At 62.5% G+C, this 13,731-nt stretch carries 12 protein-coding genes and 2 tRNA genes; 4 read left to right on the top strand and 10 right to left on the bottom strand.

The window, feature by feature from the left end; genetic code table 11:
• Nucleotides 1–31: 31 nt before the first annotated feature.
• The 3 genes from ACSQ3E_RS14400 to ACSQ3E_RS14390 form a co-directional block, all read right to left on the bottom strand.
• Entirely contained in the window at nt 32–934 is a 903-nt protein-coding gene (locus ACSQ3E_RS14400; protein WP_436123201.1) for a M23 family metallopeptidase, read from the bottom strand.
• Between the two features lie 132 nt (nt 935–1,066).
• Nucleotides 1,067–1,954, bottom strand: a complete 888-nt coding sequence (locus ACSQ3E_RS14395; protein ID WP_436123200.1) for an alpha/beta fold hydrolase — start codon at nt 1,952–1,954, stop codon at nt 1,067–1,069.
• A gap of 301 nt (nt 1,955–2,255) precedes the next feature.
• A tRNA-Val gene (locus tag ACSQ3E_RS14390) sits at nt 2,256–2,331 on the bottom strand.
• A gap of 213 nt (nt 2,332–2,544) precedes the next feature.
• Here ACSQ3E_RS14390 and ACSQ3E_RS14385 point away from each other — a divergent pair.
• Nucleotides 2,545–2,621: transfer RNA gene (locus ACSQ3E_RS14385), tRNA-Asp, on the top strand.
• A 331-nt stretch (nt 2,622–2,952) separates the two neighbouring features.
• Here the strand turns inward: ACSQ3E_RS14385 and ACSQ3E_RS14380 are convergent.
• From ACSQ3E_RS14380 to bcp, 3 genes are all read right to left on the bottom strand, one after another.
• Nucleotides 2,953–4,221, bottom strand: coding sequence for a peptidoglycan DD-metalloendopeptidase family protein (locus ACSQ3E_RS14380; RefSeq protein WP_436123199.1), 1,269 nt, complete (start codon nt 4,219–4,221; stop codon nt 2,953–2,955).
• Nucleotides 4,222–4,463: 242 nt separating this feature from the next.
• Nucleotides 4,464–4,592, bottom strand: coding sequence for a hypothetical protein (locus ACSQ3E_RS14375; RefSeq protein WP_436123198.1), 129 nt, complete (start codon nt 4,590–4,592; stop codon nt 4,464–4,466).
• 24 nt (nt 4,593–4,616) lie between these two features.
• Nucleotides 4,617–5,084 carry a thioredoxin-dependent thiol peroxidase gene (bcp, locus tag ACSQ3E_RS14370; protein ID WP_436123197.1) on the bottom strand — a complete coding sequence of 156 codons (468 nt, stop codon included), beginning with the start codon at nt 5,082–5,084 and terminating at the stop codon, nt 4,617–4,619.
• A 103-nt stretch (nt 5,085–5,187) separates the two neighbouring features.
• Between bcp and ACSQ3E_RS14365 the strand changes: the two genes are divergently transcribed.
• Nucleotides 5,188–8,592: a hypothetical protein gene (locus ACSQ3E_RS14365; RefSeq protein WP_436123196.1), complete on the top strand. Its 3,405-nt coding sequence runs from the start codon at nt 5,188–5,190 to the stop codon at nt 8,590–8,592.
• An 81-nt stretch (nt 8,593–8,673) separates the two neighbouring features.
• Here ACSQ3E_RS14365 and tyrS read toward each other — a convergent pair whose 3' ends face one another.
• Entirely contained in the window at nt 8,674–9,927 is a 1,254-nt protein-coding gene (gene tyrS / locus ACSQ3E_RS14360) for a tyrosine--tRNA ligase (RefSeq protein ID WP_436123195.1), read from the bottom strand.
• 158 nt (nt 9,928–10,085) lie between these two features.
• Between tyrS and ACSQ3E_RS14355 the strand changes: the two genes are divergently transcribed.
• Complete coding sequence (locus ACSQ3E_RS14355; RefSeq protein ID WP_436123194.1) at nt 10,086–10,616, top strand: GNAT family N-acetyltransferase; 531 nt, start codon at nt 10,086–10,088, stop codon at nt 10,614–10,616.
• A 114-nt stretch (nt 10,617–10,730) separates the two neighbouring features.
• Nucleotides 10,731–12,089 carry an esterase-like activity of phytase family protein gene (locus ACSQ3E_RS14350; RefSeq protein ID WP_436123193.1) on the top strand — a complete coding sequence of 453 codons (1,359 nt, stop codon included), beginning with the start codon at nt 10,731–10,733 and terminating at the stop codon, nt 12,087–12,089.
• Between the two features lie 56 nt (nt 12,090–12,145).
• Here the strand turns inward: ACSQ3E_RS14350 and ACSQ3E_RS14345 are convergent, their stop codons facing one another.
• The 3 genes from ACSQ3E_RS14345 to ACSQ3E_RS14335 are packed head-to-tail and all read right to left on the bottom strand — an operon-like array spanning nt 12,146 to nt 13,719.
• Nucleotides 12,146–12,604: a GNAT family N-acetyltransferase gene (locus ACSQ3E_RS14345; RefSeq protein ID WP_436123192.1), complete on the bottom strand. Its 459-nt coding sequence runs from the start codon at nt 12,602–12,604 to the stop codon at nt 12,146–12,148.
• A 3-nt stretch (nt 12,605–12,607) separates the two neighbouring features.
• The gene (locus ACSQ3E_RS14340; protein ID WP_436123191.1) at nt 12,608–13,045 is read right to left on the bottom strand and encodes an acetyltransferase; all 438 of its coding nucleotides are present in this window, start codon (nt 13,043–13,045) and stop codon (nt 12,608–12,610) included.
• Between the two features lie 23 nt (nt 13,046–13,068).
• The gene (locus tag ACSQ3E_RS14335; protein ID WP_436123190.1) at nt 13,069–13,719 is read right to left on the bottom strand and encodes an FMN-binding negative transcriptional regulator; all 651 of its coding nucleotides are present in this window, start codon (nt 13,717–13,719) and stop codon (nt 13,069–13,071) included.
• Nucleotides 13,720–13,731: the final 12 nt, after the last annotated feature.

Below are 13,731 nucleotides of genomic sequence, written 5' to 3'. Positions count from 1 at the left end.
CGAGGCGACGATTCGCCCTGGCGGGCGCGAGCTATCTTGTGATGAGCGTGTTGCGCACCGGTACGGTGTCGTCGAACGACATCTGAACGCCTGTGCCAGAGCGTGCGTCGACGGCGTGGATGTGCAGGTGCGGTTCTGTGCTGTTGCCGGAATTTCCGACCTGGCCGACCCAAGCGCCCGCCACGATCCTGTCGCCGGCTGCGACCACGACGCTTCCCTTGCGCAGGTGCGCAAGCTCGACATTCAGGTCGAGGCAGGACACCACGACATGGTTGCCGGCGGCATTGTCGCGGTCGGCCACGGGCGGGGCAAGGTCAGGCAGGCCGTCCACCGCGGCCAGGACCGTGCCGTCGCAAGGACTGACCACCGTCTTGCCGAAGATGACGTAACGGGCGGGATCGGCCGGCAAGAGCCCCGACGCGCGGAAACCCATAGCGTTGACGGCGGCGATGTCGAGGGCATGCCGTTGCGCAGCGTGATCGCTGTGATGGTTGAGCACGCCGATCGTGCCGCCATGCGCCACCACGAAATCTCCTTGCTTGAGCGGAAAAGTGAAGTCGCGCGGATCGTGCCGACCGAAAACGCCGCTCGCCACATAGGCGAGTGCAACGCCGAAAACCACCACCGAGGCGAATGCCGGGATGTGGCTGGGGAAGATCGAGGAGCCATCCACCGGCAACCAGGGTCGCCGCAGATGTCGCCAGGCAGAGACTGCTGCAACTGCCGCGAACAGCCCGACAAGCACGACGCGGCTCCACATCCCGGCGATGTCCCATCGCGCCACGACCATGATCAAGGTCACCAGCACCGCGCTTTCTGCCATCACCAGCAGCCAGCCCAATCGCGTTGGCTCGTCGAGCCGCCACAATCGCCAGCAGAAGGCGAGCGGCAAGGCGACGGACACGAAGGACATCAGGGCGACGACTGCGAACATTGCCTAGAGATAGGAATCGGGGACAGCGTTGCGAGGGTGAAGGCGAATGTGGGCGTGTCGGTCGCGGCAATACGCGTGCGATGTCTGGTTTCCTGGATGGCAGCCGTCGTTGCGGGCTCTTGAAGCCCCCTGTTACAGGGCAGCTGATGCTGGAACTTCAGCAAGAAACGCTACCAGCGCATCGCTGACCTCCTGAGGCCTATCTACTGTCAGCGTATGTCCAGCTTGCGCTAACAGCGCGAGTTTGCAAGCTGGCGCATTCGCGCGAATACGCGCCGCTGCTTTGTTTACATCGTAAAGCGCATCATCCTGCCCCAGAAGAAACAGGGTTCGCGCTGGCAAGCGTTGCAGATCCTGTACGGACATCCTTGGCGGCGGCGGCGGGCTTTGCCGTTGCGACTGCCAGCGCGTGACGAAATCCTGCATGACCAGTTCAGTCGGCTGCGGCGCGTGCGGCGAAGAGACAAGGCGATAAAAGCCGCGAATTCTTGCTTCGGTTGGAGCGATGGTCGCTAGGACCGCCTTCAGCATGAAGCCCAGACGCAGTGGCTCGATATGGGGCGGTGCGAGCAATGCAAGTCCTCGCACGCGATCCGGGAACTTGAGCGCAAAATCGGCAGCGAGCCATGAGCCAAAAGAGGTGCCGGCCAATGCCGTTTGTTCAAGGCCTAGGCCGTCGAGCACTTGGGCCAGCCAGCGAACGTGGCCGCCGGATGCATAGCTTGGCCGCGCGCCTGTGCTCCTGCCGACGTCGCCGATGATATCAAGCGCATAGACGCGAAACTTCGCAGCGAGCACGGCGATGTTATGAATCCACATCGTCGCATTGCCGCCCCCGCCGTGCAGCAACACCAGTGGAGACGCCGTCGGATTGCCGGAAGCTATAAGATGGGCCTTGCCGAAATCGGTAGCGATGAAACGGCTTTCATAAGGTATCGGCCATTGCGCGAGCAGCAAATGATAGTCATCAAGAACCCTGTTTCTTGCCGCGTCGGACTTGAATGGCGACTGAGCTGGCATGAAAAATCTTCCCCAAAGATTGCGGACAAGCAGCACTTGGCCAATCGCGCTTCACGCTGCCGGTTTGCTTGATGGGTACAGGAAAATGGCATTAATGCGGACATCCAGGTATGCCCGATTGCGATCTTATTCTGCCAACTGCTGATGCATAGAGCGTGCTGTTCGGAACATGCGTCTTCAGGACGGGCGAGGCGAATGCGCTGGACCATTGGCGAGCAGCGGCTATTGCTGGTTTGCCATTGGCGCGAGTTTCGTTCGCGCGCCTCACGGCCGAAAACTACAGCATTTATCCGAGGGAGTTTGGTGGGCGATGACGGGCTCGAACCGCCGACATCTTCGGTGTAAACGAAGCGCTCTACCAACTGAGCTAATCGCCCCAACCGCGCGGACCAATAAGCGGTTCGCCTGTGATCCGCAAGTTCAAATGCATGCCGCAACGGCAGGTGGAGGCGTCGGAAAGCCGGGTTTTGTGGACATCGAAAAATAGACGACAAAGTTTGTCGATTATCTCTTCGATGTCGCTTGACACTCCCCATCGAACCCCGTAATTCACCGCCAACGACGCGGCGCCCAGCGCCAACGTCCAGAGCGCGGGTGTAGCTCAGTCGGTTAGAGTGCCGGCCTGTCACGCCGGAGGTCGCGGGTTCGAGCCCCGTCACTCGCGCCAGTTTTTCAAAGGCTTAGCCTTTGCCGACTGATCCTCTAGATTAAGTTTTCCACGAGTGCCTGAAGGCACCGGAACCGAGGATCTCTCCAAATCTCCACACATGTTTGCGCTGCCGTTGTTCGCGACATGTAGGCGCGAATCGCGCTGACGGAAAAGTCCGTCGCCAGCGATTCGTGCTGGCAGGGAAGCATCCTTCGGGTTCGTTATTTTCGCTGCGCACTGTTTTGCAGAATGATTCTGGCTTCAGGCAGATTCGCCGAGCGTCCCGCATCCCGGGATGCACGATAGATGATGTCGTAGCCTGTGGATTACCGGGCGTGCCGCCTTCGGCTCAGAGATACTGGCCGAGCTTCTTGCCCGTCTTGATGAAGCGAAGCGGGTCGACCGCTTCGCCGTCGCGCCGCACTTCATAGTGGAGATGCGGACCGGTCGAGCGGCCGCTGCTGCCGACTTCGCCGATTTCGTCGCCAACCGCTATCTGCTGGTCCGGGGCGACGAGGATCTTGCTCAGATGCGCATAGCGCGTGGTGAAGCCGCCGCCATGGTCGATCTCGACCATGCGGCCGTAGCCGCCGTTCCAGCCCGCCTTGGTGACGGTTCCTGCGGCCGTGGCGCGCGCGGGCGAGCCGTAGGGTGCGCGGAAGTCCATGCCCGAATGCAGAGCAGGCGTGCCGATCAGCGGATCGGTGCGGACCCCGAACGTGCTCGAGATCGAACGGCCGGCGGCCGGATTGGCGAGCGGCAGCTTGCGCGCCTCCGTCTTGAGCCGATCGAGCGTGTCGAGCGCTTCGTCGAGCTCCTTGATCTTGCTATCGAAGGCCATCGGGTTGTCGAGCGGCACCAGAGGCCCGCCCACACCCGATTTGCCGAAATCCGTGGAGACGGGCAGGCCGGCATTCTCGAGCGTGTCGGTGATGGCGCCCGCGGTCTGGTAGGCGTTGTCGGCAAGTGCATCGATACGCTTCGCCTGGTCATCCTCGATGCTGCGTAGCGACTTGTTGATGGCGACGAACAATTTGTCGGCGCGGTCGGCCCGGCTTTCGCCATCAGGCTCGGCGGTTCTTGTCGACCAGAATGAGAATGGGCGCACGGCAGCAGTATCGGCTGCTGCATAGGCGAGGGGCTGTCCCAAGGTGGGCGTGATGTTGGCGCGCTCGTCAGCGGCCTTGCCGGCAGGCACGGTTTCGGTCACTTCGGAGGCTGCCGCCTTGTCGAGGATCGGGCCGAGCCTGCCGTTGCGCTGGCTGAGCTGCGATTGCCGCTCCAGCAACTCGCTGACCTTGGTTTCCATCAGTTGCTGGTCGAGCAATTGGCGGCTGGTGATGCGGTCGACCTGGGCACGCAGCGCCGAGATGCGGTCTTCATAGGCGTGCTGCATGCGCGCCTGGCGCGCGGTTGCAGCGCCGATCAGATCGTCGCGCAGAACCAGGTAGGAGGTAGCGAGGAGATAGCCGATGGCCACCGCTGCGAGTGCCGAGCCGGCGGCAGCCGCGACCCAGGGGCGCACGGTGAAGTGCCGGATCTCGTTGCCGCGTGCAATGATGACGGTATGGGGTTCTTTGCGCCTGCCGAACACGGCGGACTGACTAGCTGCTTTCACCGGACCGAACTCTCATCACGAGACAGCGACGATCCGATTACACATTATTAGGGTTAACAAAGCTTTGCCCGGAACGGCGCAGCGGCCTGCTTCCGTGATGGCGCAGACATCAAAAACCCGCCACTTCAGGTGTGGCGGGTTCCTGTCAGTCCAAGTCATGCGAAGAAATCATGCGACTGGTCTTGATAACGCAAGACTATTCGCGAGAGGGCTTTCTTTTGCTGGTTTCGAATGGACGTGAATTAACGTAGAAAAAGCCAGAGCAGGATGATGATGGGGATGGGAATGCCAAGCATCCAGAGGATGACGCTGCGGAACATCTTTATTCTCCCGTTGATGATCGTCTGGTTGAGAACGTCGGGAGAGGGCATCGGTTCCGCAGCAGGCGATTTTCGCTAGAGCGCTTTCACTGCCTCCAGCACCTCGGCGGCGTGGCCGGGCACCTTCACCTTGCGCCAGATCCTGGCGATCTTGCCGTCCGCGCCGATCAGGAAGGTCGAGCGCTCGACGCCCATATATTTGCGGCCATACATCGACTTTTCGGTCCACACGCCATAGGCCTCGAGCGCCTTTCGCTCTTCGTCGGCGACGAGGTCGATGCCAATTTGGTGCTTGGCCTTGAATTTGTCGTGTTTCTTGGCGCTGTCGGGCGAAACGCCGATGACCACCGCTCCAGCCTTTTCGAACTGCGGCTTGAGCTGGGTGAAGTCGATCGCCTGGGCGGTGCAGCCGGATGTATCGTCCTTGGGATAGAAATAGAGGACAACAGGTTTGCCGCCGAAGTCGGAAAGCGTCAGAATGCCCCCGCCGTCGCGCGGCAGCGTGAATTGCGGGGCGGTTTGGCCTGTCTCGAGTTCAGACATATCGATACCCTTGTTTGAAGTTACGGGGTGAGCCGGCAAGGATGTCAGGTTAAGAATGCCGGACTTGGATTCGTCCACGACCGAAACGACTACGGGACATAGCGTGGATCAGGAAGTGCCCCGGCACGAGAAAATCCGGTTCAGGCGCGATGAGATTACCGATCTCGGCGCCATGCCGTCGGCTGCGGGCCAGGAGTTGCCGCGTCCGCGCGCCTCCGTGCGCCGGCGCGCCGGCCATTGCGTGCTTGCAGCGGTCGCGGGCCTTGGCTCGCTTGTACTTCTGGCAATCATCGCCATCGAAGCGCTCAGCTATTCCGGTTTCGGCCAGGACAGACTGCGCGCCGAGTCCGAGCATGCCATCGAAGGTCTCGCCGGCGTCGATGTCGATGTCTCGATGGGGCAGGCGCGGCTGACGCTCGATGGCCTCAGGCTGATCGCGGTCGAGGTTCCCGACGTCAAGCTCACGCGCGCTGACGGCTCGCCCATGGCCGATGCCGGACTGATGCGATTCGGCATCCGGCTTCTGCCATTGCTCACCGGCAATGTCCGCCTCGGCAACGCCAGCATTTCCGATGCCCGGATCGTCGTCGATGCGATGCCGGCCGGTGGCGGTTCTGACTGGAGTGCTGCCCTGCGTAATCAGGACGGTCTCGTCGATCCGCAGAAGCTGCTGGACGAAACGTTCAAGGGCATTCGCCGCGGCTTTGACGCTGTCCAGTTCGACGCCATGCGCGAAATTGCGCTCGGCAACGTCGATTTCGTCCTGCCTTCCGGCGGCGAGGTCAAGATTGTACGAGTTGTCGACGCTTCGCTCGCCAAGACGCGCTCGGGCGAGCTGCGAGTGACAGCCAATTTCGACGTCGATGGCCGCGATGTCGAGCTCGCCGCCTCGGCCAACCGCGAGGACGGGACCAATCGGGTCGCGGCACTGGATGCGACCGTCTCGATGACCGATCCGTTCGCCGGCAAGACCGACATTCCCGCAGCCAAGGCAAGCCGTATCGGCTCGGCCGAACTGGCGATCACCGGCCAAGAGGGCGTCAACGGCGACGGCTCCGAACTGATCGCCAGGGGATCGATCGGCAAGTCGACGCTGGATCTCAAGGAGCGCGGCCAGCTTGTCGGCGACGTCACCGTCGACCTGCGCCTCGCCAGCGGCGAAAACAAGCTAGACATCCGCCAGCTGCTGGTTGCGACCGGCCGTTCGACGTTCGATTTTGCTGGCGCTTTCGGGCCGCGGCCGGCGACCGGCAATGCAGGCGACAATCCGGCCTATCGCTTCGAGCTGATCAGCCGCGATTCGCGCCTGGCACCCGATGAATCGCCGGAGCCTGCGCTCAACTTCCTGGCGCGTGTCGCGGGCACATATGACGTTGTCACAAACACGCTCGCCGCCGAACAGATCGGCCTGAAGTCCGGACCGGGCGGCGAGGCGCTCGGCAAGGCGTCGGTCCAGTTCGTCGAGGGCAAGGCACCTGGCATTTTCGTCGCCTTCAACGTCCACAACATGTCGGTGGCGCATGTGAAGCAGTTGTGGCCGTGGTTTTCGGCGCGAAACGCCCGGCTCTGGGTGTTGCACAACCTCTATGGCGGCCGTGTCGTCGACGGCAACGTGCAGTTCGACGTCAGGCCCGACCGTCTCGGCAACGGCGTGCCGCTCAATGCGCAGGAAGTGTTCGGCCGTTTCGAGATCGATGGCTCGCGCTTCGATACGGCGGGCCGCATTCCGCCGATCCGCGATGCCAGGGGCATTGTCGAGTTCCATGGCAACGACGTCGACGTGTCGTTGTCCCAGGGCACCGTCTTCATGCCCAGCGGCCGCACGGTTGCCGCGAGCAACGGCAAGCTGAAGGTCGTCAAGGCCAATGTCATGCCGGTCATTGGTTCGCTCGACATTGATGTCGAGGGCAGCGCCGACGCGATCGCCGAACTGGCTTCCTACGAGCCCATTAATGCCATGCGCCATGTCGGCATCCTGCCGGAGGAGCTGACGGGCGACGTGACCGGCAACGTCAAAGCCGACATTCCGCTCACCAGCGGCATCGACACCAGCAAACTCGATTGGAAGGTGGCGCTCGACTATGACGGTCTGGCAGTGGCCAAGGAGTTCGACGGCCAGAAGCTGTCCGATGCCGACGGCAACATCACCGTCACGCCGGACAAGGCCGTCATCGTTGCCAAGGGAAGGCTCAATGGCGTTCCAGCGGAGCTCGACCTTGTCGAGCCGCTACGCGACAACGGCATCGACAAGCAACGCAATGTCCAGTTCGTGCTCGACGACAAGGCGCGCAATGCGCTTGTTCCCGGCCTGTCTGACATGCTCTCCGGCACGATCAAGGTCGATGTCGAGCAGCCCGAGCCGGGCAAGCGCCACATCACCGCCGACCTGAGCGCGGCGAAGCTTGATCTTCCCTGGGTAGGCTGGAGCAAGGGGCCGGGCATTTCGGCCGAGGTGTCATTCACCATGACAACAGACGGCGACCGGTCGACGCTGTCTGATTTCGATCTCGACGGAAAGACTTTCACCATCAAGGGCGACGTCTCGCTTGCCAATGGCAGCCTGTCATCCGCCCGCTTCACCCAGGTGCAGCTCAATCGCGGCGACGATGTCGCGGTCAACATCAAGCGTTCCGGCAAGGGCTTTGCGGTCCAGGTCAAGGGCAACTCGCTCGATGCGCGGGCGCTGATCAAGCAGTTCATGTCCGACGTCGACAGCGCGACCAAGTCGACAGGGTCGAATTCCATATCGGTCACCGCCAATGTCGACACGTTGGTGGGCTTCAGCGGCGAAAAGCTCTCGAATGTCAGCCTGGAATATTCGGGTTCCGGTTCGAAGGTAGGCGGGCTCCAGGTCAATGCCGCCGCCAGCTCCGGCGGGCTGATTACAGTCAGCAACGTGCTGCAAGGTGGCGGGCGCCGGCTTGATGTCAGGTCCGCCGATGCAGGTGCGATCCTGCGCTTCCTTGACGTCTATGCCCGCATGCAGGGCGGGTCGCTGGCGCTTGCGCTGGAATCGCAAGGCGAGGGGCCGCTCAAGGGCCAGATCGACGTGCGTGAGTTCGTCGTCGTCGACGAACCGAGGCTGGCGTCGATCGTCTCTAGCAAGCCGGCTGGCGACAACCGCAGCCTCAACCAGGCGGTGCGCAAGGACATCGACACGTCGCGTGTCCGCTTCGAGCGCGGCTTCGCCCAGATCGACAAGCGATCGAAATACCTGGCGCTGGAAAACGGAGTGCTGCGCGGGCCGCTGATCGGCACGACCTTCCAGGGCGTGCTCTACGACCAGCAGGGCCAGATGAACATGACCGGCACCTTCATGCCGGCCTATGGCCTCAATCGCATCTTCGGCGAGTTGCCGCTCGTCGGTGTCATCCTGGGCAATGGCCGCGACCGCGGCCTGATCGGCGTCACCTACAAGCTGTCGGGCGACGCCAATGCGCCCAAGCTGCACGTCAACCCGCTGTCGGTCATCGCCCCCGGTATCTTCCGCGCGATCTTCGAATACTGAGCGCGTACCACGGCACGCATCTGCAGATGTGAAAATGGCCGGCAATGCCGGCCATTTTCAGTTCCTGCGGGGTGCTGCCCGTTAGGCCGGGCGCACCAGAATGTGCTTCTTCTTGCCGAGCGACAGCTTGACCACGCCTTCCGGCGTCAGGTCGGCGGTCGTCACCGCGCGGCGCTCGTCATTGACCGACTGGTCGTTGATGCGCACAGCGCCGCCCTGGACGTGACGGCGTGCTTCGCCATTGGACGCTGCAAGCCCGGCGCGAACGACCAGCGAGAGCAGGCCGATGCCAGCCTTCAGCTCGTCGCCGGCAACTTCGACTGTCGGCAGCGTATCGGCGAGCGCGCCTTCCTCGAAGGTCTTGCGCGCGGTCTCTGCCGACTGCTCGGCAGCAGTGCGGCCGTGAAGCATTGCGGTCACTTCGGTCGCCAGCACCTTCTTGGCGTCGTTGATCTCCGACCCGCCAAGCGCTGCCAGGCGCGCGATCTCGTCCAGCGGCATCGCCGTGTAGAGCTTGAGGAAACGCTCGACGTCGGCGTCCTCGGTGTTGCGCCAGTACTGCCAGAAATCATAGGGCGACAGCATGTCGGCGTTGAGCCAGACGGCACCGTTCATCGACTTGCCCATCTTGGCGCCGGAAGACGTGGTCAGCAGCGGCGAGGTCAGAGCATAGAGCTGCGGCGTGCCGAGGCGGTGGCCAAGGTCGATGCCGTTGACGATGTTGCCCCACTGGTCGGAGCCGCCCATCTGCAGGCGCAGGCCGTAGCGCTTGTTCAGCTCGACGAAGTCGTAGGCCTGCAGGATCATGTAGTTGAATTCGAGGAACGACAGTGACTGCTCGCGGTCGAGACGCTGCTTGACGGAATCGAAGCTCAGCATCCGGTTGACCGAGAAATGCTGGCCGACGTCACGCAGGAATTCGAGATAGTTGAGCGGCAAGAGCCACTCGGCGTTGTTGACCATCATCGCATCGCGCGGGCCGTCGCCAAAGGTCAGGTAGTTCGAAAACACCTGCTTGATGCCGTCGATGTTGGACTGGATCATCTCGGGCGTCATCAGCTTGCGCGCCTCGTCCTTGAACGACGGGTCGCCGACCATGCCTGTGCCGCCGCCCATCAGCGGGACGGGGCGATGTCCGGTCTTCTGCATCCAGTACAGCATCATGATCTGGATCAGGCCGCCGGCATGCAAGCTCGAGGCCGTCGGATCGAAGCCGATATAGGCCGACACGGTTTCCTTGCAGAACAGGTCGTCGAGGCCGGCGTCATCCGAGGTCTGGTGGATGAAGCCGCGCTCGGAAAGGGTGCGCAGGAAATCGGACTTAAAGGCGGACATGGCTTCTCTCTCGGCGGACGATTGGCATGGCAGATCGTGCATGTGATCGGCGACGCGAGCGCTTTAGCATCTGAAGCGTTGGAATCACAAGGATTGCCAACCGACAGGAGCGTCCCTTGTGATGCCGGAAATGAATGAGGGCGTGGATGGACGGCAACATGACAGATGAAACGGTTCTGGAAACACCACGGCTGTTGCTTCGGACCTGGCGCGACACGGACCTGGACGATCTCGTCTGGCTGCATTCGCAAGTGCAGGCGTCGCGATATCTGTCGATCACCGGCCAGCCTTGGACACGTGACGAGGCTGCCGGCCGAATGCTGGGCTGGGCCGAGGAATACCGTCTGTACGGTGTTACCAAGCTCAAGCTGCAACGGCGCGATGACGAGCGCTTTGTTGGCCGCGCCGGTTTCTCGATGTTCGCCGCCACCGGCCAGTTCGAACTTGGCTACGCGATTGCGCCGGAATTCTGGGGGCAGGGTTATGCCACCGAGATATCAGGGGCCTTGGCCAACTTCTTCTTCGACCGCAAGATACGCGATCACTTCATCGCCTTCGCCCATGTCGACAACACGGCGTCGCTGAACGTGCTGGAAAAGATAGGCATGCGTTTCCAGCACACGGGTCCGATGAACGGGCTTGATGCCCACGTCTACACCATGGGCAATGCCGACCGGCGGAACCGCTAGGCGGTCCTGCCATCAGGCTTCAGGGGACTTCATCAAAGTTTCACCGAGGCGTCACCCGCCCGACATGGCGTGGACCTAGCTGGAGGGCGTTCCTTCAACCAATCGGGGTCCACCATGCGACGCTCTCTCTATCTGGCTGCGGCTTTTATCGCGCTCACCACCGCCTCCGCCTTCGCGGATGCGACGGAATTCAAGGCAACGCTCGCCGGTCACGCGATCCTGCCGGCGAACACCATCATCGCTGCACCCGAAAATGCGCCCGAGCACCTGCGCACGTCGGGCAAATTCACCACTCCCGACCGCAAGCGCGCCGAAGGCCTCGGCACCGTTCCCGGCAAGGATGGCGTGCGCATGACCGGCCTGTCGCTGCCCTTCGACGGCCAGCCCGTCCAGGGCTTCTCCAGCATCAAGGCTGTCGGCGACGGCACGTTCTGGTCGCTGTCGGACAACGGCTTCGGCAACAAGCTGAACTCCACTGACGCCGCCCTGATGCTGCATCACATCTCGTTCGACTGGGACAAGGGCACGATGAACCGCATCAAGACCCTGTTCCTGACCGATCCCGACCGCAAGGCGCCGTTCCCGATCGTGCTCGAAGGCTCCGACACCCGCTTCCTCACCGGCGGCGATTTCGACGTCGAATCGATCCAGCCAGTTGCCGACGGCTTCTGGGTCGGCGAGGAGTTTGGCCCCTATCTGTTGAAGTTCGATCTCGACGGCAAGCTGACCGACGTCGTCGGCACCGTGGTCGATGGCAAGCCGGTCAAGTCGCCCGACCATCCGACGTTGACCTTGCAGGCCAACCCGTCGCTGCCGATGCCGGCCTTCAACCTCAAGCGCTCGGGCGGCTATGAGGGCCTCGCCCAGTCCAAGGATGGCTCTAAGCTCTACGGTCTGCTCGAAGGCGCGCTGTTCAAGGAAGACGGCACCATGGAGCAGGCGGAAGGCAATCGCGCGTTGCGTGTCATCGAGTTCGACGTCGCCAAGAAGGAATGGACCGGCCGCAGCTGGCTCTATCCGCTGTCGGCCGGCGGCGATGCCATCGGCGATTTCAACATGATCGACGCCACCACCGCCCTCGTCATCGAGCGTGACCAGGGTGCCGGCGTGGCCGCTAAGGCATGCGCCGATGCCAAGAACCCGCAGCCCGACTGCTTCGCCAGCCCGGCCAAGTTCAAGCGCATCTACAAGATCGAGATGTCCGATGCCAATGTCGGCGGTGCGGTCCGCAAGATCGGCTACATCGACCTGATGAACATCGCCGACCCCGACAACAAGAAGCGCCAGGGTGGCGGCGAGGGTTTTTACGACATGCCTTTCAACACCATCGAGAACGTCGATCTCGTCGACGCCACGCACATCGTCGTCGGCGACGACAACAACCTGCCGTTCTCGGCCGGCCGCTCGCTCGACAAGGCTGACGACAACGAGTTCGTCCTGCTCGAAGTCGGCGAGTTCCTGAAGGCGAAGTAAGGCCCGACTGTTAAGTCGGACCAACGTCCGGGCCGCACGCGCGGCCCGGATTCATTTCATGATATTCCGACGCCAAGTAGCTTGCGATAAAACAGGAAACCGTCTTCCAGCTCCTTGGCTTGACGGACAAAACCGCAGCTTTCGACGCAGGCAATCGAGGCGAAATTGTCGTCCTCGATATGGCCGTCGACATGTGTGTAGCGGCCGCGGACATGCGCGACAAAGGCCGAAAGCACATGCTTGCCAAACCCCTGGCCGCGCAGCGCCGGGTGGATGGCGATCAGCAGGCTGATGCCGTCATCGGGCTCTTCGTCATATTGCAGCACGGCGAGTGGAATGTCGTTCGCACTCCGCGTCGCCACGACCGCATGGGCCGGACTTGCCGGATCCATGACGTAGGCGACCCAATCGGCATTTGGAAAATCGATGCGCCGCGCCACCTCGGCGTCATCGAACCATGCCGCATAGGCGGCGAGATCGACGCGGCGAAACGGACGGTAGCTGATCCCGTCCATGCGTCAGGATGTTTGCGACAGGTGCAGCAGCGGGAAGGGCTTTCCCTGGCCGTCGAGTTCGGAGCGCCCGACCTGCCTGAAGCCGCATTTGAGGTAGAAGGCGACGCCGCCCGGGTTCTGCTCGTTGACGTCGACATCAAGCGGCCCCTTCAGTCGACCGACATGCTCGATCAGCGCCTTGCCGATGCCTTTGCCGTGCTGGCTGGTGCTGACGAACAGCATTTCGACCTTGTGCCCGTCCAGGCCGATGAAGCCGACAGGCTTGCCGTCGGCGTCGTCTGCCACCAGCACCTCGACCGCGGGCAGATAGTCGTCGCGGACGAGCGGACGGAAAAACTGGATGTCGTCTTCGCAGAGGAAGTGATGTGTGGCGCGCACAGCATCCTCCCAGATGGCAACGAGCACGGCGTTGTCGGCCGTGACGCGGGCACGGATGTTCATGCAAGGCTCCAGGTCGGAAAAGGCTATTCGCCCGCGAGCCCGCCATATTGGCGGACCAATTGCGCCATGCCGCCGGCCGGCTTCTGCTCGGCCTCGATGCCTTCGGCCACGCCGATGCGGTCGCCGACGGGCCGGTTCTGGCTGACCTTCCACTTGCCGTCGATGGCGGTGATGTCGATTTCGAGCCCGATGATGCCCTTGATCTGCGCTGCGATGTAGGTGTCGGGCGCATCGGTGACCTGCCAGGGCTCGGTCCGCCCGGCTTCCTGGCTGGCGGTGAGCTCGGCGATCTGTCCGGCAAGCCAGTCCTTGTCATCGATGACGCGCGCCATGCCGCGCACCTGCACCGTCGCATAATTCCAGGTCGGAACCACCTTGCCGGTTTCGCGCTTGGTTTCGTACCAGGAAGGGGTGACGTAGCTGTCATCGCCCTGGAATACCACCAGCACCGGCATGTCGGGCGTTTCGGCCAGCAACTGCCATTGCGGGTTGGCGCGGGCGAGATGCGCCCGCAGCCTGCCATTGGGGCCGACGCCGGCATCGAGCAGGAACGGCAGCGGATTGGCCACCGGGCCTTCCGATCCGTTGCAGATCAGAAGGCCGAGCGGATGGTTGCGGATCAGCGCATGCAAAACGTCCAGCCGGGTCTCGCGAAACAGCGGGGGCTGGTACATGCGCGGAACTCC

It is taken from the genome of Aminobacter sp. LjRoot7 (genome assembly GCF_964252895.1).
Lineage (GTDB): Bacteria > Pseudomonadota > Alphaproteobacteria > Rhizobiales > Rhizobiaceae > Aminobacter > Aminobacter aminovorans_B.
Note: the sequence above shows the minus strand (reverse complement) of the source record. Positions and strands in the feature narration are given on the sequence as shown.